General features: G+C 71.7%; 23 protein-coding genes and 1 other RNA gene. 5 read left to right on the top strand and 19 right to left on the bottom strand.

Annotated elements, in window-relative coordinates:
- Positions 1–52 precede the first annotated feature (52 nt).
- A complete protein-coding gene (locus EEY80_RS10095; protein ID WP_235829782.1) occupies positions 53–1,006 on the bottom strand; it encodes an alpha/beta fold hydrolase in 954 nt (317 codons plus the stop codon).
- A gap of 58 nt (positions 1,007–1,064) precedes the next feature.
- On the opposite strand from EEY80_RS10095, the gene EEY80_RS10090 reads away from it, so the two are divergent.
- On the top strand, positions 1,065–2,087 hold the full coding sequence (locus EEY80_RS10090; RefSeq protein ID WP_235829781.1) for a GlxA family transcriptional regulator: 1,023 nt from the start codon (positions 1,065–1,067) through the stop codon (positions 2,085–2,087).
- A 70-nt stretch (positions 2,088–2,157) separates the two neighbouring features.
- Here EEY80_RS10090 and ffs read toward each other — a convergent pair.
- From ffs to EEY80_RS10060, 6 genes are all read right to left on the bottom strand, one after another.
- Positions 2,158–2,254: signal recognition particle sRNA small type (ffs, locus tag EEY80_RS10085), an RNA gene on the bottom strand.
- A gap of 67 nt (positions 2,255–2,321) precedes the next feature.
- Positions 2,322–3,086, bottom strand: a complete 765-nt coding sequence (locus EEY80_RS10080; RefSeq protein ID WP_126976444.1) for an ABC transporter permease — start codon at positions 3,084–3,086, stop codon at positions 2,322–2,324.
- Positions 3,086–3,874 (bottom strand): ABC transporter ATP-binding protein, encoded by a 789-nt coding sequence (locus tag EEY80_RS10075; protein ID WP_126976443.1) that lies wholly within the window; start codon positions 3,872–3,874, stop codon positions 3,086–3,088. The genes EEY80_RS10080 and EEY80_RS10075 overlap by 1 nt, the downstream gene beginning before the upstream one ends.
- A 73-nt stretch (positions 3,875–3,947) precedes the next feature.
- Positions 3,948–4,952 (bottom strand): ABC transporter substrate-binding protein, encoded by a 1,005-nt coding sequence (locus tag EEY80_RS10070; protein ID WP_126976517.1) that lies wholly within the window; start codon positions 4,950–4,952, stop codon positions 3,948–3,950.
- Between the two features lie 164 nt (positions 4,953–5,116).
- Complete coding sequence (locus EEY80_RS10065; RefSeq protein ID WP_205749080.1) at positions 5,117–5,776, bottom strand: HAD family hydrolase; 660 nt, start codon at positions 5,774–5,776, stop codon at positions 5,117–5,119.
- Between the two features lie 20 nt (positions 5,777–5,796).
- Entirely contained in the window at positions 5,797–7,638 is a 1,842-nt protein-coding gene (locus EEY80_RS10060) for a bifunctional 2',3'-cyclic-nucleotide 2'-phosphodiesterase/3'-nucleotidase (protein WP_164738215.1), read from the bottom strand.
- Positions 7,639–7,994: 356 nt separating this feature from the next.
- On the opposite strand from EEY80_RS10060, the gene nudC reads away from it, so the two are divergent.
- Together nudC and EEY80_RS10050 are read left to right on the top strand one after the other, a co-directional pair.
- Entirely contained in the window at positions 7,995–8,963 is a 969-nt protein-coding gene (gene nudC, locus EEY80_RS10055) for an NAD(+) diphosphatase (RefSeq protein ID WP_126976441.1), read from the top strand.
- 30 nt (positions 8,964–8,993) lie between these two features.
- Positions 8,994–9,467: an SRPBCC family protein gene (locus tag EEY80_RS10050; protein ID WP_126976440.1), complete on the top strand. Its 474-nt coding sequence runs from the start codon at positions 8,994–8,996 to the stop codon at positions 9,465–9,467.
- Between the two features lie 10 nt (positions 9,468–9,477).
- On the opposite strand, the gene EEY80_RS10045 is transcribed toward EEY80_RS10050, so the two are convergent.
- The 3 genes from EEY80_RS10045 to EEY80_RS10035 form a co-directional block, all read right to left on the bottom strand.
- On the bottom strand, positions 9,478–10,329 hold the full coding sequence (locus EEY80_RS10045) for a C40 family peptidase (RefSeq protein WP_126976439.1): 852 nt from the start codon (positions 10,327–10,329) through the stop codon (positions 9,478–9,480).
- Positions 10,326–11,756, bottom strand: coding sequence for a leucyl aminopeptidase family protein (locus EEY80_RS10040; RefSeq protein WP_126976438.1), 1,431 nt, complete (start codon positions 11,754–11,756; stop codon positions 10,326–10,328). The genes EEY80_RS10045 and EEY80_RS10040 overlap by 4 nt, the downstream gene beginning before the upstream one ends.
- A 222-nt stretch (positions 11,757–11,978) precedes the next feature.
- Entirely contained in the window at positions 11,979–12,395 is a 417-nt protein-coding gene (locus EEY80_RS10035; RefSeq protein WP_126976437.1) for a hypothetical protein, read from the bottom strand.
- A gap of 160 nt (positions 12,396–12,555) precedes the next feature.
- Between EEY80_RS10035 and EEY80_RS10030 the strand changes: the two genes are divergently transcribed.
- Both EEY80_RS10030 and EEY80_RS10025 read left to right on the top strand, forming a co-directional pair.
- The gene (locus tag EEY80_RS10030) at positions 12,556–13,203 is read left to right on the top strand and encodes a carbonic anhydrase (protein WP_126976436.1); all 648 of its coding nucleotides are present in this window, start codon (positions 12,556–12,558) and stop codon (positions 13,201–13,203) included.
- 72 nt (positions 13,204–13,275) lie between these two features.
- The gene (locus tag EEY80_RS10025; protein ID WP_126976435.1) at positions 13,276–13,917 is read left to right on the top strand and encodes a hypothetical protein; all 642 of its coding nucleotides are present in this window, start codon (positions 13,276–13,278) and stop codon (positions 13,915–13,917) included.
- A gap of 50 nt (positions 13,918–13,967) precedes the next feature.
- Here the strand turns inward: EEY80_RS10025 and EEY80_RS10020 are convergent, their stop codons facing one another.
- The 9 genes from EEY80_RS10020 to EEY80_RS09980 all read right to left on the bottom strand — a co-directional run bounded on the left by EEY80_RS10020 (position 13,968) and on the right by EEY80_RS09980 (position 22,554).
- Positions 13,968–14,990: an aspartate-semialdehyde dehydrogenase gene (locus EEY80_RS10020; RefSeq protein ID WP_126976434.1), complete on the bottom strand. Its 1,023-nt coding sequence runs from the start codon at positions 14,988–14,990 to the stop codon at positions 13,968–13,970.
- Positions 14,991–15,212: 222 nt separating this feature from the next.
- Positions 15,213–15,407, bottom strand: coding sequence for a hypothetical protein (locus EEY80_RS10015; protein WP_126976433.1), 195 nt, complete (start codon positions 15,405–15,407; stop codon positions 15,213–15,215).
- Between the two features lie 44 nt (positions 15,408–15,451).
- On the bottom strand, positions 15,452–16,594 hold the full coding sequence (locus EEY80_RS10010) for a capsular polysaccharide export protein, LipB/KpsS family (RefSeq protein WP_126976432.1): 1,143 nt from the start codon (positions 16,592–16,594) through the stop codon (positions 15,452–15,454).
- A 10-nt stretch (positions 16,595–16,604) separates the two neighbouring features.
- Complete coding sequence (locus EEY80_RS10005) at positions 16,605–17,576, bottom strand: 2-hydroxyacid dehydrogenase (RefSeq protein WP_126976431.1); 972 nt, start codon at positions 17,574–17,576, stop codon at positions 16,605–16,607.
- Positions 17,573–18,127, bottom strand: coding sequence for an NADPH-dependent FMN reductase (locus EEY80_RS10000; protein WP_126976430.1), 555 nt, complete (start codon positions 18,125–18,127; stop codon positions 17,573–17,575). The genes EEY80_RS10005 and EEY80_RS10000 overlap by 4 nt, the downstream gene beginning before the upstream one ends.
- Before the next feature lie 75 nt (positions 18,128–18,202).
- The gene (locus EEY80_RS09995; protein ID WP_126976429.1) at positions 18,203–19,918 is read right to left on the bottom strand and encodes an ABC transporter permease; all 1,716 of its coding nucleotides are present in this window, start codon (positions 19,916–19,918) and stop codon (positions 18,203–18,205) included.
- Positions 19,908–20,894, bottom strand: a complete 987-nt coding sequence (locus EEY80_RS09990; protein WP_126976428.1) for an ABC transporter substrate-binding protein — start codon at positions 20,892–20,894, stop codon at positions 19,908–19,910. The genes EEY80_RS09995 and EEY80_RS09990 overlap by 11 nt, the downstream gene beginning before the upstream one ends.
- Positions 20,895–20,902: 8 nt before the next feature.
- On the bottom strand, positions 20,903–21,490 hold the full coding sequence (locus EEY80_RS09985) for a histidine phosphatase family protein (protein WP_126976427.1): 588 nt from the start codon (positions 21,488–21,490) through the stop codon (positions 20,903–20,905).
- Positions 21,484–22,554, bottom strand: coding sequence for an MBL fold metallo-hydrolase (locus tag EEY80_RS09980; protein ID WP_126976426.1), 1,071 nt, complete (start codon positions 22,552–22,554; stop codon positions 21,484–21,486). Before EEY80_RS09980 ends, EEY80_RS09985 begins: the two co-directional genes overlap by 7 nt.

Raw genomic sequence — 22,554 nt, 5'->3', positions numbered from 1 at the left:
TATCTGCCCCCCGTCGGGGGACCGCGCGTGGCGGTCCCCCGGTCGGCGGCGGTCAGGCCTTCACGAAGGCCAGCAGATCCGCGTTCAGCACGTCGGCGTTGAGGGTCAGCATGCCGTGACCATAGCCCGGATAGGTCTTCAGCGTGCCGTTCCGCAGCAGCTCGATCGACTTCAGCGCCGCATCGGCAATCGGCACGATCTGGTCGTCCTCGCCATGCAGCACCAGCACCGGCACGCCGATTGCCTGCAGATCCGCGGTCTGGTCGGTTTCCGAGAAGGCCTTGATGCCTTCGTAATGGGCCTTGGCCGAGCCCATCATCCCCTGGCGCCACCAGTTCTGGATCACGCCTTCAAAAACCTCGGCCCCGTCCCGGTTGAAACCGTAGAACGGCCCCGCCGGCACATCGCGGTAGAACTGCGCCCGGTTGCCGGCCAGCGCCGCGCGGAAGCCGTCGAAGACCTCACGAGGCAGGCCTTCGGGGTTGGCTTCGGTCTTCAGCATCAGCGGCGTCACCGCCGACACCAGCACCGCCTTGGCGACGCGGCCCGCGGGTTCGCCGAACTGCGCGACGTATCGGGCAACCTCGCCGCCGCCGGTGGAATGGCCGATATGGATCGCATTTCTCAGATCCAGCGCTTCGGTCAGCGCCGCCACGTCGGCGGCGTAATGGTCCATGTCGTGCCCGTCCGAGACCTGCGCGGACCGGCCGTGGCCGCGCCGGTCATGGGCGATGACGCGATAGCCCTGGGCCAGGAAGAACAGCATCTGCCCGTCCCAGTCGTCGGCCGACAGCGGCCAGCCATGGTGGAAGACGATGGGCTGCGCATCGCGCGGGCCCCAGTCCTTGTAGAAGATCTCGACGCCGTCCTTGGTGGTGATGGTGGACATGATGATGTCTCCTTGTGCTTGAAGGGTCTGGGCGAGGGCGCGGCACGACAGGGCGCCGATCGCGGCGGCAGCGGTCGCGGTCGCCAGCATCGCGCGCCGGGTCAGTTCGATGTGCATTGCCTGTCCTCCGGGTTTCGACATGGACAAAGCTAGGCGCTTTGGCCGAGGATGAGGCGTGGCAAATCGGACAATGATCGAGGCAGAACCGCCAATGACGCATCCCGGCGAACCGGTGGCCGAGATCGGCCTGCTGATCTATCCGGATTGCCAGCTTTCGGCGATCTACGGGCTGACGGACCTGTTCCGCATCGCCGGCGAATGGTCGGGGACCCCCCGGCGCGAGATCCGCGTGTCGCACTGGCGGGCCGGCGGCGACGGGATCCGCGCGGACTGGGACAGCCATCCCTCGGACCGCCACCGCCTGTCCCATGTGATCCTGCCGCCAAGCCTGGTGATGCCCGAGCGGATGGCGGCGCGGCCCGACGCCGCCGAATGGCTGCGCGACCGTCATGCCGAAGGGGCGACGCTCTGCTCGGTCTGCGCCGGAGCCTTCGTGCTGGCCGAGACCGGCCTTCTGGAAGGTCGCCGCGCCACCACCCACTGGGCCTTCGCCGAGGCGCTGGCCCGCCGCCATCCCGGTATCCATCTGGCCGAAGAGCACATGGTGCTGGACGACGGCGACATCGTCACCGCGGGCGGCATCCTCGCCTGGACCGACCTCGGCCTGACGCTGGTCGAGCGGTTGCTCGGCCCCTCGACCATGCTCGCCACCGCGCGTTTCCTGCTGATCGAGCCGCCCCGGTCGAGCCAGCGCCCCTTCACGCCCTTCCTTCCCCGCTTCGATCATGGCGACGAACCGATCCGCCGCGCGCAGCATCACCTGCATGCGCATTCGGCAGAACCCCTGACCGTGGGCGACCTGCAGGCGGTGGCGGGGATGACCGAGCGCACCTTCCTGCGCCGCTTTACCGCCGCCACCGGGCACCGTCCGAACGACTATCTGCAGCAGGTCCGTGTCGCGCGGGCGCGCGAGGCGCTGGAAGGCACCAACGCCCCCGTGGACCGCATCGCCTGGGATGTGGGCTACGGCGATGTCGCCGCGTTCCGCAAGAGCTTTCAGAAGCTGACCGGCATGGCCCCCGCCAGCTATCGCCAGTCCTTCGGGATCGGCCCCGCGCGACAGGCCGCGGCGGATTGAGGCCGTCGCCCCGCGTCATGCGCCGCGGCCGCCGAGGCGGTCGCACCATTCCGGCGATATGCGGGGAAAGGGTGAGAGGCTGGACAACGACCCAAGCGGGGCTCGTTACGGCTGCTTCCTTCCGGACCTGACCGGGTTGGCGAGGTGCCTGCCCGCGCCAACCTCTCGGGGGGCCATATAGACCCGGGCGCGCGGTCCTGCAAGGCCCGCCAGGGATCGCACCCCGACGGACGTCTAGTGGGGCTCGCGTTCGGCCCAGCCGGCGAAGATGCGTTCCAGCGCCACCACCGCGTAGTAGAGCACGATCCCCAGCAGCGCGAGCGCGATGAGCACGGCGAACATCAGCGGGTAATCCCCGTTGGTGACGCCCGAGGAGAACAGCGCCCCAAGCCCCCGGCCATGCGGGGCCACGATCTCCACCAGATTGGTGCCGATGAAGGCCAGCGTCACCGCCACCTTCAGCGCGCCGAAGAATTCCGGCAGCGTCTTGGGCAGGGCGATCTTGCGGAAGATGGTCAGCCGCGAGGCGCCGAGCGAACGCAGGATGTCGCGGTATTCCGGCTCCAGCGTCGACAGGCCGATGCCCACCGACACCGCGATCGGGAAGAACGAGATCAGGAAGGCCATCATCACGGTGTTGAAGTTGTGCTGGCCGATGAAGATCAGCGACAGCACCGGCACCAGCGTCGCCTTCGGCACGGCGTTGAACCCCACCAGCAGCGGATACAGCGCCTCGCGCGCGATGCGGGAAAAGCCCATGATCATGCCGAGGATCATCCCCACCAGCACGGCCAGCGCCAGCCCCGCCACCGTGCGCCACAGCGTCTGCCAGCCCATGACCAGGAACAGGTTCCAGAACCGGGCATAGGCCGCCGGCAGGTCCGAGGGCGAGGCCATGACATAGTTCGGCCAGCCATTGGCCCAGACCAGCAACTCCCACAGCAGCAGGAAGACGACCATCGCGGCCAGCGGCACGCCGATCTTCTGCGCGGTCTCCATCAGTGCACCCCGCCGTCGCGCCCCTGGGCGATGCGGATCTGGTCGCGCAGGATATGCAGCATGTCGGCCACCTGGGGCGTGTAGAGGATGTCGAGCGTCCGGTCGGCGGGCAGGGTCACGTCCATCACGTATTGCGTGGTGGCGGGCCGCCCCGACAGCACGATCACCTGATCGCCCAGGAAGACGCTTTCCCGCAGGTCATGGGTGATCAGCACGCAGGTGAAGGGCTCCTTCGCGCGCAGGTCGCGCATGGTCTGCCACAGATCCTCGCGGGTGAAGTTGTCGAGCGCGCCGAAGGGTTCGTCCATGATCAGCACGTCCGGCCTGTGCACGATGGCGCGGCACAGGCTCGCCCGCTGGCGCATGCCGCCGGACAGTTCCGAGGGGCGCTTGGCCTCGAACCCCGCAAGGCCCACCATCGCCAGCAACTCGCGCGCCCGAGCCTCCTTCTGCGCGCGGGGCATCGCGGGGGCCACGATCTCCAGCGGCAGGATGACGTTGTCGAGGATCGTGCGCCATTCCAGCATCACCGGGTTCTGGAAGGCCATGCCCACGGTCTTGCGCGGGCTCTTCACCAGTTCGCCATGCAGCCAGACCTCGCCCCGGTCGGGCTTCATCAGCCCCGCCACCAGCCGCGTCAGCGTGGACTTGCCGCAGCCCGAGGGGCCGACGACGGCGCAGAACTCGCCCTCCGGCACCGCGATGTTGAGGTTGTCCAGCACCGGCAGCGGGCCGGCCTTGGTGCGATAGGCGTGGGTCACGCCCTTGATGTCGATGAGGTTGGTCATGGTCCCGCCGCCGAAGGGGCCGGGCGACGCGCTCGCCCGGCACAGGTCCGCCCTTTTGCCGATCCGGCCGCGATCATTCCAGCGTCGCGCCCTCGGGCAGGAAGCTCGCGTCGAAATACAGCGCGGCATCGGGTTCGTTCTGGAACGTGTAGACCGATTTCGTCTGCTCGATCGCCTTGTCCATCCGCGCCGGGTCGATGCCGCCAAAGCCGTTGGCCCTGACCCAGTCGGTCAGCACGTTGTCGGCGATGGCCATTTCCAGCCGTTCCTGTTCCAGCGCCATGTCGGCGGCCGGGTTGCGGCTGGCCAGCGCGGCCACGGCGGCGGCGGGGTCGGCCACCGCATCCGTCCAGCCGGCGGCGACGGCGGACAGGAAGCCCCTGACCGCATCGGGGTTGGCCGCGGCAAAGTCGGTATTGACGATGATGCCGTTGCCATACAGCGCCACACCGTAATCGGCCATCAGCAGCACCGCGATGTCATCCGCCGGCACGCCCAGCCGCTTGGCGTTCAGCGCCGAGGTGAAGCTGAAGCCCGTCACCGCCGCAACCTGCCCGTCGGCCAGCATCGGCTCGCGCACCGGGAAGCCCACGGGTTCGACCGTGATCGCGGCCATGTCCAGCCCGTTTTCCGCCGCGAAGATCGGGAACTGCGCCCAGGCCCCGTCCGGGGGCGGCGCGCCCAGGGTCTTGCCTTCCAGATCCTTCGGCGCCGCCACGCCCAGCGACTTGCGCCCGACCACGGCGAAGGAGGGCTTGTCATAGACCATCATCACCATCGTCACCGGCGCGCCGGGATTCTGGTCGAGGAATTTCATCAGGCTGTTGATGTCGGCGAAGCCGAAGGGATAGGCGCCGGTCGCCACCTTCGGGATCGCGTCGAGCGAGCCCGCGCCTTCGGAAATGGCCACATCCAGCCCGGCCGCCGCGAAATGGCCGTTGTCGATGGCCAGGAAATAGGGCGCCGAGGGGCCCTCGAACTTCCAGTCCAGCGCAAAGGGCGTGCTGGTCTGGGCAAGCGCGGCCCCCGCCAGCAGCGCGGCGGCGGCGGCAAGCGCGGCAATCTTCTGATGGAACACGTCGGTCACTCCCGGATCGTCCTGTCTCTTCGGAAGGACAGTGGCGCCGCTTCGCTGCCGCCGGAACGGCCGCCCCGGCGGCGCCGGGGGCGAAAGCGTGCGCCGCCCAATCCTTGGGCAGAAAGATGCCCCCGCGCGCAAAGGGCGGGCGCGGGTTGCCGGGATCAACCCCCGGGTTGCAGCAGGTCGATGATCTCGTCCAGCCGCTGCGCCTGCCGGTGCGCGCGGCCCTCGCTGCCGGGCAGCAGGTCGGGCACCTGCACCACGGTCATGCCCGCGGCCAGCGCCGCCCGCACGCCGGTGTCGCTGTCCTCCAGCGCAAGGCAGCGCGTCGGATCGGCGCCAAGCCGCCGCGCCGCCTCCAGATAGACGTCGGGGGCGGGCTTGCCGGCGGCGACATCGGTCAGCCCGACGATCACCGGAAACCGCCCGGCCAGCCCCGCCGCCTGCAGCTTCGTCCGCGCCCGCGCCGTGGCGCTGTTGGTGGCGACGGCACGGGGCAGGTCCAGCCGGTCCAGCGCGTCCAGAACCGCATGCACGCCCGGCCGCAGCGGAATGCCCGAGGCGGCGATCATCAGGTCCATCTCGGCCAGCCAGCTGCGGTCGAGTTCGTCGGCATCCAGATCGCAGCCCAGATGGGCACACAGCCGGCGATGCCCCTCGGGCGCGTCGATGCCCACCAGCGTCAGGAAGAACTCCTCCCCCACCTCGTGCCCCATCCGCGCCAGCACCGCCCGGCCCGAGGCCAGCGCCAGCCGTTCGGTATCCAGCAGCAGCCCGTCCAGATCGAAGATGACGGCCGCGAAGGCAGGCGGTGCGGACACGGGGATTTCCTTCCTGCGGCTCAGAAGCGGAAGCGGAAGCGGGCAAAGCCGCCGGCGCCGGTGCCTTCGAGGCTGATCCGCGGATCGGCCGCCGCCGCCTCGGCCGCCGTCGCCTCGGGCGATCCGTCGAACAGCGCCTCGGTCCCCGGCAGGTCGACGAAGCGCCACGTCCCCGGTCGGCGCGGCGCGATCCGCGCCTGCGCGTCGATATGGCGGCGCAGCGCCTCGCGGTTGGTGATCTCGCCTTCGTAGACCAGCCGTCCCGCCCGGCCCGACACCCCGCCGCCATGCGCGCGGTAGTTGTTGGTGGCGACGATGAACCGGTCGGACGGCTGCACCTTCCGGCCGCGATGGCGCAGGTCGCGGATGCGCCCCGGCCCGTCCCAGACCCGCTCGCCGCCGATGTCGAACCGCGCCTGCCGGGTCGGGTCGATCCGGTACGTGACGCCGTGGATCACGTCGAAATTGTAGCCCGGGAAATCGGTTTCCATCAGCAGCTGTTCGGTCACGCCGGGTTCCAGCCGGCGGAAGAGGCTCGCGCTCTGTTCCAGCCAGTCGACCAGTTCCGCGCCCGTCACCTCGACCGCGCACAGCCGGTTGGGATAAGGATAGAGGTCGGCCAGATGGCGCAGCAGGATCTCGCCCGGCGGGATATGGGTGTAGTTCCCGGGGCCGCCCCGCCCGCCGGCGCGGAAGGGCGCCACCGCCGACAGGACCGGCATCGCACCTTCGGGCTTGCCGGCGAGGAATTCGCGCAAGGGGCTGGCCTGCGCCTCGGCCACCAGCGCCAGCGCCGGGCAATCGGCGACCTGGGCAAAGCGGGTCGACAGCGTCACCCGCGTTTCGCCCACCGGGCTGCGGATCGCGGCGAGGGTCGCCACATGCGCCACGACCACCGCCGCCGACAGCCGCGCCTCGGCCGGGCCGGAGGGGGCCGCGGGGTCGATCTCCTGCACCCGCGCCTTCGACTCGGCCACGCGCCACGCGCCGCCCGCGTCGCGGTCCAGCGCCAGATCGATGACCCCCAGATGCGATCCCCAGAAGCCCGGCATCACCGCCGGCTTGCCGTGCAGGCGGCCCTGCGCCGCGTCGACGCCGGGAAGCCCCGCGAAGGGGGCCGAGGGAAAGACCAGATGCGAATGCCCCGCCACCACCGCATCCACCCCCGGCAGCGCGGCGATGGGCAGGGCGGCATTCTCCATCCCGTCGCGGTATTCGGCGCCGCCGATGCCGCAATGGGCCAGCACCACCACCAGATCGGCCCCCGCAGTGCGCATGTGCGGCAGCCAGGCCGCCAGCGCCTGCACCGGATCGCGCGTCGTCACCCGCCCCAGCAGCAGCGGCGCGTTCCAGGTCATCACCTGCGGCGGCACCGTGCCGATCACCCCGATCCGCAGCGGATGCCGCGCCCCCGCCTCGTCCACCACCTCGCGGTCGAGGATCACGAAGGGCGGCAGCAGGGTTTCGTCCTCGGCGGGCGTCGCGCCCTGATGCGTCACCACATTGGCCGAGATGACGGGGAAATCCGCCCCCTCCAGCGCCCGCAGCATGAATTCCAGCCCATAGTCGAAATCGTGGTTGCCGACCGTCGCCGCGTCGAAACCCGCCACGTTCATCGCCGCGATCATCGGATGCGGGATCCCCTCCTCCAGCCCGCGTTCGGCGACCAGATCGCCCATCGGGTTGCCCTGCAGCAGGTCGCCATTGTCCAGCAGCAGCGAGTTCGGGCAGGCGGCGCGCAGGGCCGCGATCTGTTCGGCCAGCAGCGCGAGGCCCAGCGACCGGTCCGGCCGGTCGCCATAGTAGTCATAGGGCAGGACATGGGCGTGCAGGTCGCTGGTCGCCAGAAGGCACAGCCTCACCCGCGCGACGCCGCCACGCGCTCCGCCGGAGCCGGGCGGAGGTATCAGTTCGGCTTCGGCCACGTCCGTCCTGTCCAGATCGCCGCCTGACGCCTTCGGAAGAGGGTTTCCGGTCCGGCCCCGCGGTCTCGCACCTCAGGTTAAGTCCGCAGCCGACCGCGTCAACGCGCTTTTCTGCCCTGACGAAAAATTCGCGCGAAGGTTGTTTCCGCGCCACGCGCCGGATCGTCCGCCAGCACCGCCCTCGGGCCGCCGTGGATCGCCCGCGGAAAGGACGCGCAATTGCGCCACCGCCGGACCCGTGGCAGAACGGCGCCGACACATGCCGCGGGTCGTTGCGCGGCCGGAGGGGCATCATGCGGGCAGAACACGGGCTGGCCTTCGCGGGCGGCGCAGGCGGTGCGCTCGACCGCGCGGCGGCGCTGCGGTCCGATGCCGGGGCGCTGGCCGCGCGGCTGTCCGAGGCCGGCACCGTCCTGCTGCCGGTCTGGCGGGGCAGGCCGCTCTTCGCCGCCGGCGGCGAGCGTCTGGCCTGGCTGGAGCCGGGGCATCCGGTGGTGGCCGGGCTCGATCCGCTGTTCCTCGGCCTCGTCGAAGGGCAGGCGCGCTTCGCCGTCGATATGTCGCCCTGGCAGCCGGCGGATGACGCGCCGGAACTGCCCGGCAGTGGCTTCGACCGCAGCGAACAGGGCCATCCCGGCCTGCCGGCAGACCTGCGCTTTGCCGAACTGCGCGCGAAGATGGCGCTGCTCGACCCGCTGGAACAGGAACTGGCGGCGACGGCGCGGGCGCTGCTGACCTGGCATGGCAATCACGGCTTCTGTTCCGCCTGCGGCAACGCCTCCGCCATCGCCGAGGGCGGCTGGCAACGGCGCTGCCCCGCCTGCGGGGCGCAGCATTTCCCGCGCACCGATCCGGTGGCGATCATGCTGGTCACGCAAGGCAACCGGACGCTGCTGGGGCGCAGCCCCGGCTGGCCCGAGGGGATGTATTCCTGCCTCGCCGGCTTCATGGAACCGGGCGAGACGCTGGAAGCGGCCGTCCGCCGCGAGGTCGCGGAAGAGACCGGCGTCGCCATCGGCGCCGTGCGCTATGTCGCCAGCCAGCCCTGGCCCTTCCCGGCCTCGCTGATGCTGGGCTGCCATGCCGAGGCGCTGGACGACACGATCCGCATCGACCCGGTGGAGATCGAGGACGCGCTGTGGCTGACCCGCGAGGATCTGGCGCAGGTGATGACAGGCGACCATCCCGCCATCCGCGCGCCGCGGCACGGGCCCATCGCCGGGCATCTGATGCGCTTGTGGCTTGCGGACCGGCTGGTTTGACGCCAGCATCCGGCAAATTTCGGAGATCGCATGAAACTGTCCGCCCGCGAGGATATCGAGGCCCCCGCCCAGCACGTCTTTGCGGCGCTGACGGATTTCGAGGGCTTCGAACGGGGCGCCCTGCGCCGGGGCGCCGAAATCCGCCGGCTGGACCAGCATCCCGCGCCGGGTCCGGGCATGTCATGGGAATTGCGGTTCCGCTGGCGGGGCCGGCAGCGCGTGGTGATCGCCGACCTCGTGCGGTGGGAACCGCCGGCGGCGGTCGGCTGGCGGGCGGAATCCTCGGGCTATGACCTCGACTTGGGGTTTTCGCTGGTGGAACTGTCGCCCCGGCGCACCCGGCTGACGGTCGAGATCGAGGCGCGGCCGCGGACGCTGGCGGCGCGGATCCTGTTGCAGTCGATGAAGCTGGGCAAGGCCAAGCTGACGCGCAAGATGCAACAGCGGCTGCGGCAGGCCGCGGACGAGCTGGAAGAGCGCTGGCGGGCCGAAGGCGCGGCCTGAGCCTGCCCCTTCAGGGACGGCGGGCGCAGAGCAGCGGACCCTCGCCCTGCGCCTCGATCCGGGCGGTGCAGGTCTCGATCCCCTCATGGGTAACGGCGCAGCGAAAGCCGTTGGCATGGATCAGGCGCAGCGGATCGACCGCCATCGCCACATGCCCGGGCCAGAAGAACAGGTCGCCCGCCTGCCACGGCCCCTGCGGGGGCAGCAGGCGGCCCACCGCCTCGCGCTGCTGGTCGCTGTCGCCCGGGCAGGGGATGCCGCAGGCCAGCAGCGCCGCCTGCACCAGCCCGGAACAGTCGATGCCGGCGCGGGAATTGCCGCCCCACAGATAGGGGGTGCCTAGGAAATGTTCGGCCACCGCGACGGGATCGGCCTCGGTCTCGTCCACCGGGGCCAGATGGGCGCGGGGCACGAAGAAGCCTTCGGCCGTTTCGGCGAAGCGGCCTTCGGCATGGTCGTCGACGATCGCCAGCCGCGCCCCGAAGGACAGGGCGGCATGGTCCCGCGTCTTCAGGTTCGGCGCGCGGTACAGATGCGTGGCCGGGGCCGAGACGCGATGCGTCACCGCCCGGTCCGGCGCCAGCGCCGCCGCCGCGATCCAGCCGCAATAGCCGTCCTTCGCCGCCATCACGAAGGCCAGATCCTGCTGGCGGTCGATGACGGTCACCGCCTCGCCCATCAGCAGCTGCCGGTCCCGCATGCCTTGCGGTGCGGTGGACAGATCGACCAGCGGCCAGCCGATCCGCGCCTGTTCGCCCTCGGTCCAGACCGCCGCCTCGACCTGACCCTGCAGCGAGACATGCGCCGCCCGTCCGGTCGCCGGGGTCAGCCGCCGGTCGCGGGCTGCGGGTTCGGCGCTCACAGCCCCAGCACCTCGGGCAGCGCGGCGAGGATCGCGCGCGCGCCCTGCTGCACCCCGCCCTTGGGCCGGGCGGGCGCCGCCGCCGGCTGCCAGGCATAGATGTCGAAATGGGCATAGCGCGCGGCATCGCTGACGAAGCGGCGCAGGAACAGCGCGGCGGTGATCGCGCCCGCCATGCCGCCCCCCGGGGCGTTGTCCAGATCGGCAATGCCCGGCTCGATCATCGTCTCGTAGGGCGTCCAGAAGGGCAGCCGCCACAGCGGATCGGCCGAACGGGCCGCGCCGCCCGCCAGCGCCGCCGCCAGCGACTCGTCATCGGTGAAGAAGGGCGGGCAGTCGGGGCCGAGCGCCACCCGTGCCGCGCCGGTCAGCGTCGCCATCGAGATCATCAGGTCCGGCCGTTCCTCGTCGCCGAAGGCCAGCGCATCGGCCAGCACCAGCCGGCCTTCGGCATCGGTGTTGTTGATCTCGACCGTCAGGCCCTTGCGGCTGGTCAGGATGTCCTGCGGGCGGAAGGCATCGCCCCCCACCGCGTTCTCGACCGCGGGGACCAGCACCCGCAGCCGCAGCGGCAGGTCCAGCGCCATGATCGCCTGCGCCAGCCCCATCACCGTGGCCGCGCCGCCCATGTCCTTCTTCATCAGCCCCATGCTGGAGGCGGGCTTGATGTCGAGCCCGCCGGTGTCGAAGCAGACGCCCTTGCCCACCAGCGTCAGCAGCGGACCCGCCCCGCCCCATCGCAGGTCCAGCAGCCGCGGCGCGCGGGTCGAGGCGCGGCCCACGGCATGGATCATCGGGAAGTTCTGTTCCAGCAGCGCCTCGCCCCGGATCACCCGCGCCTCGGCGCCGAAACGGTCGGCGAGGTGCAGGAAGGCGGTCTCAAGCTCTGCCGGCCCCATGTCCGAGGCGGGCGTGTTGACCAGATCGCGGGTCAGCGCCTCGGACCGGGCGAGGATCTCGATCCGCCGGGGGTCGATGCCCTCAGGCGCGATCAGCTGCGCCCGGCCCGGCGCCGGGGCGGCGGTCTGCGGACGATAGCGGGCAAAGCGATAGGCGGCGAGCAGCCAGCCGAGCGCGGCCTCGTCCAGGTCCGCCGGTTCGGGGGCGCGGGCGAGGTGCCATTCGATCCGCCAGCCGCCCGCGGGCAGATCGGTCGCCGCCCTGGCCAGCCAGAAGCGTCCGCGCGCCCGGGCCGGTGCATCGCCCCAGCCCACCGCCGCCCCGGCCGGACGGCCATCGGCACCGGGCAGCAGCAGCAGTTCGCCCAGCTTGCCGGCAAAGCGCGCCGCCTCGGCCCAGGCCGCCTGCGCCGCCGGCAGCCCGGCCCGCCACTCGCCCAGGCGCGCCTGTTCCACGACATGCAGCGGCAGGGCCGGCGCGGCGGGGTCGGCGAAGGCGGGAAGGTCAGGCTCGGTGGGGGCGGTCATTGCAGGCTCCGGTGTCTTGGCCGCCTCGGGCGCGGCCGGGCCAGCCTAGTGCTTTGTCCGGCCCCCGCAAGGTTGCCGTTGGCGCAGGCGGTGCCGGGCCGGGATGCGGACGGACACGGGCGGGTGCAGCGCAACGCGGACAAAGGTGCGGACCCTGTGACCGCGACGGCCGCGCAGGCGCCGGGCCGGAGCCGCATGCCCGGCGCTCCGCCCGCTGCCGGCTCAGCCCGCCCCGTCCCGCAGATCCCAGATCGCGGTCAGCGACCGGTCGCCCACGCGCACCAGACGCGCCATCACCGCGCCGGCGGCGACCGGGTCGCCCCAGTCCGCCGCCCCCGCCAGATCGCCCGCCACCCGCGCCATGGAGGTCATCCCGATCCGCGCGGCCCGCGCCGACAGTCGGCGCGCGCCGTCGGCCATGGCGGCGAAATCGCCCAGCAGATGCAGCCGCTGCAGCCCGGCCAGCGCATCCGCCATCTCCTCGACCGTCGAACACAGGGCGCGTTCGGCCCCGATCTCGCCCAGTTCGGCGAACAGCGCCACCAGCGGGTCGCCCTCCAGCCTCACGCCTTCCTGGTGAACCAGCCGCACGACGGCCGGTCGCCGCGCCACCCCGCGCGGACTTGTCTGCTGCGTCACCCCTTCGCCCCTTCTTCCGGCGCCCCCACGCCTTGCCGCCAGTCTGGCGCGGCGAAGCTGAAGGAATCCTTCATGACGGCGTGGAAACCGCTCGAAAAACCCCGCGCCAAACGCTACCTCTTCGCAGGCGCAGCAGCGCCGTCAGCAATCGGAGACCCTGATGGAGAACGCGAAACCCCTGCCGTCCTACCTGATCCAGCGCTATCACGGCTGGCGCGCCACCACCTTTGCGGAAAACCGCAGCTGGTACCGGCGGCTGGCCGAGGACGGGCAGCGCCCGCGCGCGATGATCATTTCCTGCTGCGACAGCCGGGTGCATGTCACGTCGCTCTTCGGGGCGGATTCGGGCGAGTTCTTCATCCATCGCAACATCGCCAACCTCGTGCCGCCCTATGCGCCGGATGGCGAACAGCACGGCACCTCGGCCGCGGTCGAATATGCGGTGACCTCGCTGAAGGTGTCGCATCTGATCGTGATGGGCCATTCGCAATGCGGCGGCGTCAGGGGCTGCCACGACATGTGTTCGGGGCATGCCCCGCAGCTGGAGGAACGCACCAGCTTCGTCGGGCGCTGGATGGACATCCTGCGCCCGGGCTACGAGCGGATCGTGCATCTGCCCGAGGACGAGCGTGTGCAGGCCCTGGAACGCGAGGCGGTGGTGATCAGCCTGGAAAACCTGATGACCTTCCCCTTCGTGCGCGACGCCGTCACCGCGGGCGACCTGTCGCTGCACGGGCTGTGGAACGACATCGGCGACGGCACCCTGATGCAGTACGAGACGGCGTCGAACAGCTTCGAGCCGGTCTGAGCCGGACGTCCTGCCGGAGTGCGGGGCGCGCCTGCGAACCGGGCCTTAACCCATGTCCGCCACAGTGCGGGCATGGATCAGCCGATCGCGCCCCCGTCCTTCCGCCCGCCCGCATCCGACGAGATGCGGCAGGTCACGCTGGCCCTGCCGGCGGGGATGATCGCCGCCATCGGCCGGGCGGCGCGGGCGCGCGGCCTGCCTGCGGGCGATGTGGTCTGCCAGGCGCTGGCCGCGGCGCTGGCCCTGCCGCCCGGCAGCGATGCGGCGGTGGCCTCGGCCTTCGCGCAGGCCAATGGCTGGCTCGACCTGCAGGCCCGGCTGCGCGCCGCAGGCTTTGCGCTGCGCCTCGGTCCGGGACAGCGGCTGGACCTGCACGACTGGCCCGCCAACCGCTGGCTGATGGAGGCGGAGTTGCTGGGCCAGTCGCTCGCCCGGCTGACGCTGCGGTTCCGCGCGCCCTTCCCCGGGCTCAGCCCGGGCGACGGCCCGCCCGGCACGGCCCCTTCCGGCACGGCCCCTTCCGGCAAGGCCCCTTCCGGCAAGGCCCCTTCCCCGCAAGGCACCGGGCCGCGACGGGGCGGCGGCCTGAACGGCAAACGGCGGCCCCGGGGGCCGCCGTCACGATCCGGGCGATGCGGTGCCGCGCGAGGACGCGGCATTCTCGCGCCGCCGCATCTTCCGGCCCTCGGCATGGCCTCGGGCGTTCGCATCTGAAAACGCTCCACCGAAGCGTTTTCCCCGGCGGCAAAGCCGCCGGGCGATGCTCACCCCTTCTTCAGGCAGCGGCGGCCCAGCACTTCGGCGATCTGCACCGCGTTCAGCGCGGCGCCCTTGCGCAGGTTGTCGGACACGCACCACAGCGAGATGCCGTTATCCACCGTCGGGTCCTGCCGCACCCGCGACACGAAGGTCGCGTAGTCGCCGACGCATTCGACCGGGGTGACATAGCCGCCGGGTTCCCGCTTGTCGACCAGCAGCACGCCCGGCGCCTCGCGCAGGATGTCCTGCGCCTCCTGCCAGTCGAGCGAGTCCTCGAACTCGATGTTGATCGCCTCGGAATGGCCGACGAAGACCGGCACCCGCACGCAGGTCGCCGTGACCTTGATCGCGGGGTCGAGGATCTTCTTCGTCTCGGCCACCATCTTCCATTCTTCCTTGGTCGAGCCGTCGTCGAGGAAGACGTCGATATGCGGAATCACGTTGAAGGCGATCTGCTTGGTGAACTTCGCCGGCTCGACCTCCTGCCCCGGGACGTACAGGCCCTTGGTCTGGTCCCACAGCTCGTCGATGCCCGCTTTGCCCGCGCCGGACACCGACTGATAGGTGGCCACGACGACGCGCCTGATCCTCGCCCGGTCATGCAGCGGCTTCAGCGCCACCACCATCTGCGCGGTCGAGCAGTTGGGGTTGGCGATGATGTTCTTCGCGGCATAGCCGTCCACCGCCTCGGCATTCACCTCGGGCACCACGAGCGGCACCTGCGGGTCGTAGCGGTAGAGCGAGGAGTTGTCGATCACCACGCAGCCCGCCGCCGCAGCCTTGGGCGCATAGATCTTGGTCGCGTCCGAGCCGATGGCGAACAGCGCGATGTCCCAGCCGGTGAAGTCGAAGGTGTCGAGGTCCTTGGTCGTCAGGGTCTTCTCGCCGAAGCTGACCTCGGTGCCCAGCGACTTGCGCGAGGCAAGCGCGGCAATCTCGTCGACGGGGAATTCCCGCTCGGCGAGGATGTTCAGCATCTCGCGGCCCACGTTGCCCGTGGCGCCGGCGACGACGACCTTGTAGCCCATGAGGAACCTCCATTCGCAAAGGACGCGGTTCCTTAGCCGAAAGGGGGGAGGGGGGGAAGGGGAAAGGCGGCACGGGCCGCGGGCCGCGGTCCGGTCACTCGCCGCTGGTCACTCGGCGGGCGGCGGCTCGGATGCCGTGAACCGCACGACCAGCACGATGGAGCCCGCCAGCAGCAGCGCGACGGCGGGCACGATGATGTCGAACAACGTCATGATCCGCTCCTATCGCAGGTAGCCCAGAACATAGTGCGAAACCCTGTGCAGGACTACCCCGGCCAAGGACCACCCAACCAGCACCAGCGCAGGCGCCCCGTCTTCCACGATCGGGCGCAGGACGGCGATGCCGATCAGCCCGATGCCGATCCCGTTCAGAAACTCCGCCGTCAGCTTCAACCTTTCGTTCCGAATCAGGCTCACCGCAGCCTCCGTGCCCCCGCCCCTGCGGTCTACCGGGGCGAGGGTTAACGCAGCCTTGCGCGCGCCTCGGCCAGCACGCGGTGCACCGCCTGCGGGTCCACCGTCGCCGCGCCCTCCGGGCCTTCGGTGACGCGGGGATAATAGACCCGGTCCAGCCAGTTCATGAACCGTGCGCGGAACCGCGGGTCGAAGCTCAGATCCGCGGCCCCGGCGAAGGCCGCCTCCAGCGCCCCGGCGCTGTCCGCCACCGCGACCAGCCCCGGCTGCGCCCAGAAGGCCCGCCCCGCCGCGATCACCGGCCGGTCGTGGAAGAAGGCCTGCAGCCCCATCGAGGAATTCAGCGTCACCACGCCGCGGCTGGCCGCCAGCAGGGCAAAACTGTCGGTGGCATTGTCGACCGCGATCCGCCCGCCCGAGGCCGCGACCGCCGCCGCCAGCTGCGGCGCGACCGAGACCCGGGCCGAGGGATGTTCCTTCACCACCAGCCGCCAGCCGGCGGGCAGGGCGCGCGCCGCCGGACCGAGCGCCGCGATGAAGCCGTCGAGGCTGCCCGCCCATCCGGCGAACAGCCGCATCTGGCTGTCATCGGGCACCTGCAGCGGCGCGAAGAGGAACGGCCCCGGCTGCTGCACCGCCCCCTCCCCCTGCCCGACATCGGCGCGGCGCGAGGCGCGGGCGGTCAGCCCCTGCCCCAGATCGCGCCAGCCCTCGCCCTCGCGGTCCGGGTCCTCCGCCGCCCAAGCGTCATAGAAGGCCCGGTCGCGGGGAACCGAGCTTTCGGCATTGACCCCGGCCCAGTCCAGCGTCACCCGGCCCGGGAACGGCGCCAGTTCCAAGAACAGCCGCGCCGCCCCGGCATCCGCCGCGCCCTGCATGAAGGCCCAGCGGGACCCGGTCAGCCCGTTCCAGCACATCGCCACATCGCCGGGCGCGCCGCGGAAATGCCGCAGCGCCCAGTCATACTGCCCGGCGATCAGCGCGGATTTCAGCGCCCGTCCCACCGGCCCGCGCGGTTGCCGCTTGGCCCGGGCCAGCGCCTCGGCCGTGCGCGCCCGCACCTGCGCGCCGCGCGGGCCGAAGCCCACCGGCGGCAGGGGCAGCCGCCGCCCGCCCTCGCCGGCCGCGGCCACGACCGAGGCGAAGAGCGCGTTCTGCCGGCGCGACCATTCGCGCGGGTACAGGATCATCGTGGCCCCGTCACAGCGGCGTCAGGGGGGGGCGCCCCGACAGGACCGCCGCCACGTTGTCGAGGCTGTGCATGGCCATCGCCGTCCGCGTCTCTTCGGTGGCGCTGGCCAGATGCGGGGCCAGCACCACGTTGGGAAGCCGGGCATAGCGCGGATCGGGCGACGGCTCGCCGCGGAACACATCGAGCCCCGCCGCGCGCAGATGGCCCGAGGTCAGCGCCGCGATCAGCGCCTCGTCCTCGACCAGCCCGCCGCGCGCGGTGTTGATCAGGATCGCCCCCTTCGGCAGCAGCGCGATCCGCCGCGCGTCGATCAGCCCCTCGGTCTCGGCGGTCAGCGGCGCATGCAGGCTGAGCACATCGACCTGCGGCAGCAATTCCTCCAGCACCGGGACATAGGTCGCGCCCTCGGCCATCGCCTCGGGCAGCGGATGGCGGTTGTGATAGAGGATCGGCATCCCGAAGGCACGCGCCCGCCGGGCCAGCGCCCGCCCGATGCCGCCCATCCCGAGAATGCCGAGCCGCCGCCCCGACAGGCTCGTGCCCAGCATCGCGTTGAAGTCGATGTGCCGTCCCCAGCCCTCCTGCAGGATGCGGCCGTATTCCGGCAGGCGCCGCGCCGCCGCCAGCATCAGCAGGAAGGCGAATTCGGCCACTGCCTCGTCCTGGATGCCCGGGACATTGGTGACGATCAGCCCCCGCGCCCGCGCGGCGTCGAGGTCGATATGGTCGTAGCCCGCCGAGGTCGAGGCCGCGATCTTCAGCGTCGCGGGCAGCCGCGCGATCGTGGCGCCGTCCAGCGGCACCGTCCCGTTCAGCACCAGCCCGCCCGCGCCGGTGCGCTCCAGCGCCGACAGCATCTCCTCCCGCGGCATCCGTCCGGTCGCGGGGGGCGGCACCGGCAGGTCGAACTCGGCCGCCAGCCGCGCCATCGCCGCGTGCGGCAACGGAACGGTCACCACGACCCCGGGCCGGCCGGTCATGCGGCGCCCCGCACGAACCCGGCGAAGCCCGCGACGAAGGCCGCCAGCCGCTGCTGCGTCTCGGCATCGGTCAGGTTGCCCCCGGCATCGAACAGGCCCCCGGCGCGCGACACCATCAGCCGGCCCTCGAACCAGGGCCGGCTGCCCAGCGTCCGCAGCACCGGCAGCCACATGTTCTGCGCCAGCATCGTGCCGAAGCCGCCCGGCGAGGCGCCGATCACCGCGACCGGCTTGCCCCGGAACAGGTCGGTGCCGCCGGGCGGGCGGCTCATCCAGTCGATGGCGTTCTTGAAGACGCCGGGAATGCCGTTGTTGTATTCGGGCGTCACCAGCAGCAGCCCGTCTGCCTCCGCCAGCGCCTCTTTCAGCGCGGCGACGGCGGGGGGAACGCCCGCGTCGCGTTCCAGATCGCCGTCATACAGCGGCACGCCCTGCAGGGTGCGGGCGTCGAGGGTGACGCCCTCGGGCGCGGCTTCGGCGGCGGCGCGCAGAAGCCCGGTGTTGAACGAGGCGGCGCGCAGGCTGCCGGACAGGCCGAGGATGCGGGTCATGGGATCTCCGTTCGCGGGTGGCGCCACGCTAGGACAGCGGCGCGGCGGTGTCGATCATCTCGCCGCGGCGGGCCTTCAGCGCGGCACCACGCGCCAGGGCAGCGTGCCGGGCGGCAGCCACGGCGCCAGCCGGTCGATGGCCAGCACCAGCGCCAGAACCATGCCGACCGACAGCACCGACACCGCGGCGGCGGCGGTGGAATTGCCCTCGTATTGCAGCGCGAAGACCATAACGCCCAGCGTTTCCTTGCCGCTGGACCACAGCAGCGCCGACAGCGTCAGTTCGTTCAGCGCCGTCATCACGATCAGCAGCGCCCCGGCCGCGGCGGCGGGAAAGACGGCTGGGGCGAGGATCGCCAGCACCCGCCGGGCCGCGCCCGCGCCGAAGATGCGCGCGGCCTCGTCCAGCGCCGGGTCGAGCGTTTCCGCCGCCGCCACCACCGGGCGCAGCACCAGCGGCAGGAACCGCGCCAGATAGGCCACCAGCAGGATCGCCATCGTGCCGTAGAGCGACCCGATCAGCGGCCGCGGCGGCAGGAAGGCCAGGATCATCGCCAGCGCCACCACCGTGCCCGGCACCACCCAGGGACCGTCGGCCAGCCAGTCGAGCCCGCGCGCCACCGGGTTGCGCAGCACCACGCGCGCAAAGGCGAAGGGCACCGCCACCAGCGCGCAGAGGATCGCCGCCGCCAGCGACAGCGACAGCGAATTGCCGAAGGCACGGCGCACCGCCGGGTTGGACAGGACATCGGAGAAGTTGGCAAAGGTCAGCGTCTCGGCGGTCAACGGCACGCCGAGCGCGGGCGACAGGGCCGTTCCGGTCAGCGCCAGCATCGGCGCAACGCCGATCACCACCAGCACCAGCCAGACCCCGGCCTCGATGGGCAGGCGCCAGCGCCCGGCCTCGAAAGGCGTCATCGCGGCGCCGCTGCCCACCGGCACCGACAGCCGCGCCAGCAGCAGCGACCGCAGCGCCAGCGCCGCCAGCGCCAGCGCGACGAGGATCAGCGCCAGCACCGCCACCTGCCCCGCCATCGCCGGGCCGAACCCGTTCAGCCGCTGGTAGATCAGCGTGGTCAGCATCGGGAACCGGCCGGGAATGCCCAGAAGGGCCGGCACGCCGAAATTCCCCACCGCCGCCGCGAAGGCCAGAACCGATCCGGCCAGCGCCGCGGGCAGGACCAGCGGCAGCAGCACGGCGGCGACGATCCGTGCCCGCCGGGCCCCGGCGACGCGCGCCGCCTCGACGAGGTCGCCGGGCAGGGCCAGCAGCGCCGCGCGCACGGCCAGAAACACCAGCGGCATATGCTCGATCCCCATCAGCAGGGCGATGCCGCCGCCGGAATAGATGGGATTGGTGGTGCCCGGCGGCGGGGCCAGCCCCAGCGGCCGGAGGATGGGCGAGGAACTGCCCGTCAGCTCGATCCAGGCCAGCGCCATCGTCTGCGACGGGATCAGCAGCGGCGACAGGATCAGGAAGGTCATCGCCACCCGCCCGCGCAGCGCGAACAGCCCGGTGACCAGCGCCAGTCCCAGCCCCAGCACCGCCGAGATCGCCACCGACCCGGCCGAGGCCGAGAGCGTGTTCCAGAAGGCCCGGCTGGTGGACCGCGCGGCCAGCACCTCGGTCATCAGGCCCAGCGGGCGGCCGTCGTCGCCCGGCGCCAGCGCCTCGACGAACAGGCGCGCCAGCGGCCAGACCGAGACCGCCAGCAGGTAGAATGCGATCAGGGCGACGAGCAGATGCTCGCCGCCCCGGCGGTTCAGGCGAAGGGCGGTGTCAGCCGCCATAGATTTCCGCGAACATCTCCTTGTTCGCCTGATCCTCTTCCAGCATCTGGCCGGCATCGGCGGGCAGCAGCGTCAGCGTCGCCGGGTCCGGATAGCCCTCGGGCTGGGCCACGCCGGCGACGATCGGGAAGTAGCCCTGCGCCACCGACTGTTCCTGCGCCGTCTTCGACAGCTGCCAGTCCACGAAGACCTTCGCCGCCTCGATCGCGTCGCTGTCCTTCAGGATCGCGACCGGCTGGGTGATCGACGAGACGCCTTCCTCGGGGAAGACGAAATCGACGGGCGAGCCCTTGGCCTTGGCGTTCAGCGCCATGTATTCGATGATGATGCCATAGGCCTTCTCGCCGCGCGCCACGGCCTCGATCACCGTGCCGTTGCCCTGGCCCGCGACCGCGCCGTTATCGGCCAGCGTCTCGTACCAGTCCCAGCCGAATTCCGGCTGCTGCACCATGGTGCCGACATGGATCACCGCCGCCCCGGAATAGAGCGGGCTCGGCATGATCAGGCTGCCCGCGACCTCGGGGGCGGCCAGGTCGGCCCAGCTGGTCGGCGCCTCGGACACCATGTCGGTGTTGTAGACGATGCCGGTGGTGATCAGCTTGGTGCCGAAGAAGGTGCGGTCGGCATCGACCACCGCCTCGGGGATGCCCTCGAGCGGCGCGTCGGTATAGGCATAAAGCCGGTCGTCGTTCTTCAGCTGGGTCATCGCCACCGCATCGGCGATCAGCATCACGTCGGCGGGGGTCGAGCCGGCCTCGAACTCGGCGGCGAGCTTCGCCATCAGCTCGGTGGTGCCGGTACGGAACACCTCCACCTCGATTTCCGGATGATCCTTGTTGAACGCCTCGACCACGGCGGCCATCTGGTCCTGCGGCTGCGAGGTATAGACGGTGATCTTGTTCTCTTGCGCGACGGCGGCGCCGGCGGTCAGGCCGGCGGCCAGCAGGGCGGCCAGGGAAAGCTGATACGCGGTCATGGGGATCCTCATCCTTGGGAATGGCTGGGGCCTAGCGGCTGCGTTTGACAGACGGGTGACAGTTTCGTGCAGGTCCAGTGACCATCCTCCCTGCGCTGCCAGATCACCGGCACGGCGTTCTCCAGACGTTCGAGCGGTTCGGCCGTCAGCGCGGCGTGGATTTCGCGCCCCGTGCCGGAATGCGCCACGATCAGCACCGGGAAGGGCGGGGCGATGGCGGCCAGCGCGGTCCGGATGCGGTCACGGAACGTCTTTGGCCCCTCGCCGCCGGGCGGGGTGGCATCGCGGACAAGGATCGACCTGTCCTGTCCTTCCCACGCGCCCCAGTTCCGTTCCGCCAGCCCCGCCAGCGGCACCAGCGGCGCGCCGGTGACCCGCGCCACCGTCGCCGCCGTCTGCGCCGCCCGGATCAGCGGCGAATGCCAGATCGCGGCAACGGGATGGTGGCGCAGCACCCGTGCCGCCGCCTCGGCCTGCGCCAGCCCCCGCGCGGTCAGCGGGCTGTCGGTCGATCCGCCGATCCGGTTCGCGGCATTGTCGGCCGTCTCGCCATGGCGCAGGAACAGGAAGGGCCGGTCGAAGAGCGGGATCACCATGTCATCTCTCGCGCCGCGGTCAGGTTCGGGATCAGGGCGGCCAGCGCCCGCTGCGCGGCGGGCGCACAGAAGGCGGGCATCGCCGTGTCGGGGGAGACCGCGTCCAGGATCGCGCGCATCCCGGTCAGCGTCGGATGCACGTTCCAGCGGCGGAACAGCGCCCCGCCGCCGGCCACCCAGCCCGGCGCGGGCGTGCCCTCGGCCAGATGCCCGGTGAATACCACCCGCCCCGTGCCCTCGGCCAGCAGCCGGGGCGCCAGCGCCCCCGCCACCCCGCGTTCGGCATTCGGGCCGGCGGCGATCATCACGCCCCGCACAGGACCATCCGGCGCCAGCGGTCGCGCCCCTGACAGCAGGTCGGCCAGCGCCGCGGCCCCGCCCGGTGCCAGCCAGCCGGGGCGGGCGACCATCGCCTCGGCCACCATGCGATGCGCCGGGCAGATCGCCACCTCGTGCCCCGCCGCGCGGAAGGTCAGCGCCATTTCCAGCCCCCGCCCCCCGGCCGGCGCGGGCAGCAGCAGCGGCCCCGCCGCCGCCAGCGCCAGCAGGCCCGCGACCTGCGCCGGCAAGGGCTCGTCGGCATCGCCATAGGAGGCGTCGAAGACCAGCGCCCGCGCCGGCGGCGGCAGGGTGGCGCGGTAAAGGCTGCTCTCCTGCGACAGGTCGCCGGTATAGACGAGGCCCTCCGGCCCGCCGATCCGCATCCAGCAGGCGCCCGGCGCATGGCCGGCGGGGCCGAGGTCGATCCGCAGCCCGAGCGCCGCCCCCGCCCGATCCAGCGGGTGCGCCGCCGCAAGCCCGCCGTCGCGGGCCAGCGCGATCGCCGGTTCCGGGGCGAAGACCGGCGGATCGCCCGGCCCCCCCGCCAGATGCAGCCCGCCGGTATGGTCCACATGCCCGTGCGAGATCAGGATGCCGTCGACCCGCCCCACCCCGGCCAGATCGGGCAAGGCATCGCCGTCGGGCCCGCGCCCGAGGTCCAGCAGCAGCCGCCGCCCGCCCGTGTCCAGCAGGAAACAGGCCGGTCCCTTGCTGCCGAAGCCGGACAGGGCGGTCAGGCGCAT

This window comes from Frigidibacter oleivorans (assembly GCF_003993775.1).
GTDB lineage: Bacteria > Pseudomonadota > Alphaproteobacteria > Rhodobacterales > Rhodobacteraceae > Frigidibacter > Frigidibacter oleivorans.
This window is presented reverse-complemented; position numbering and strand designations above follow the sequence as displayed.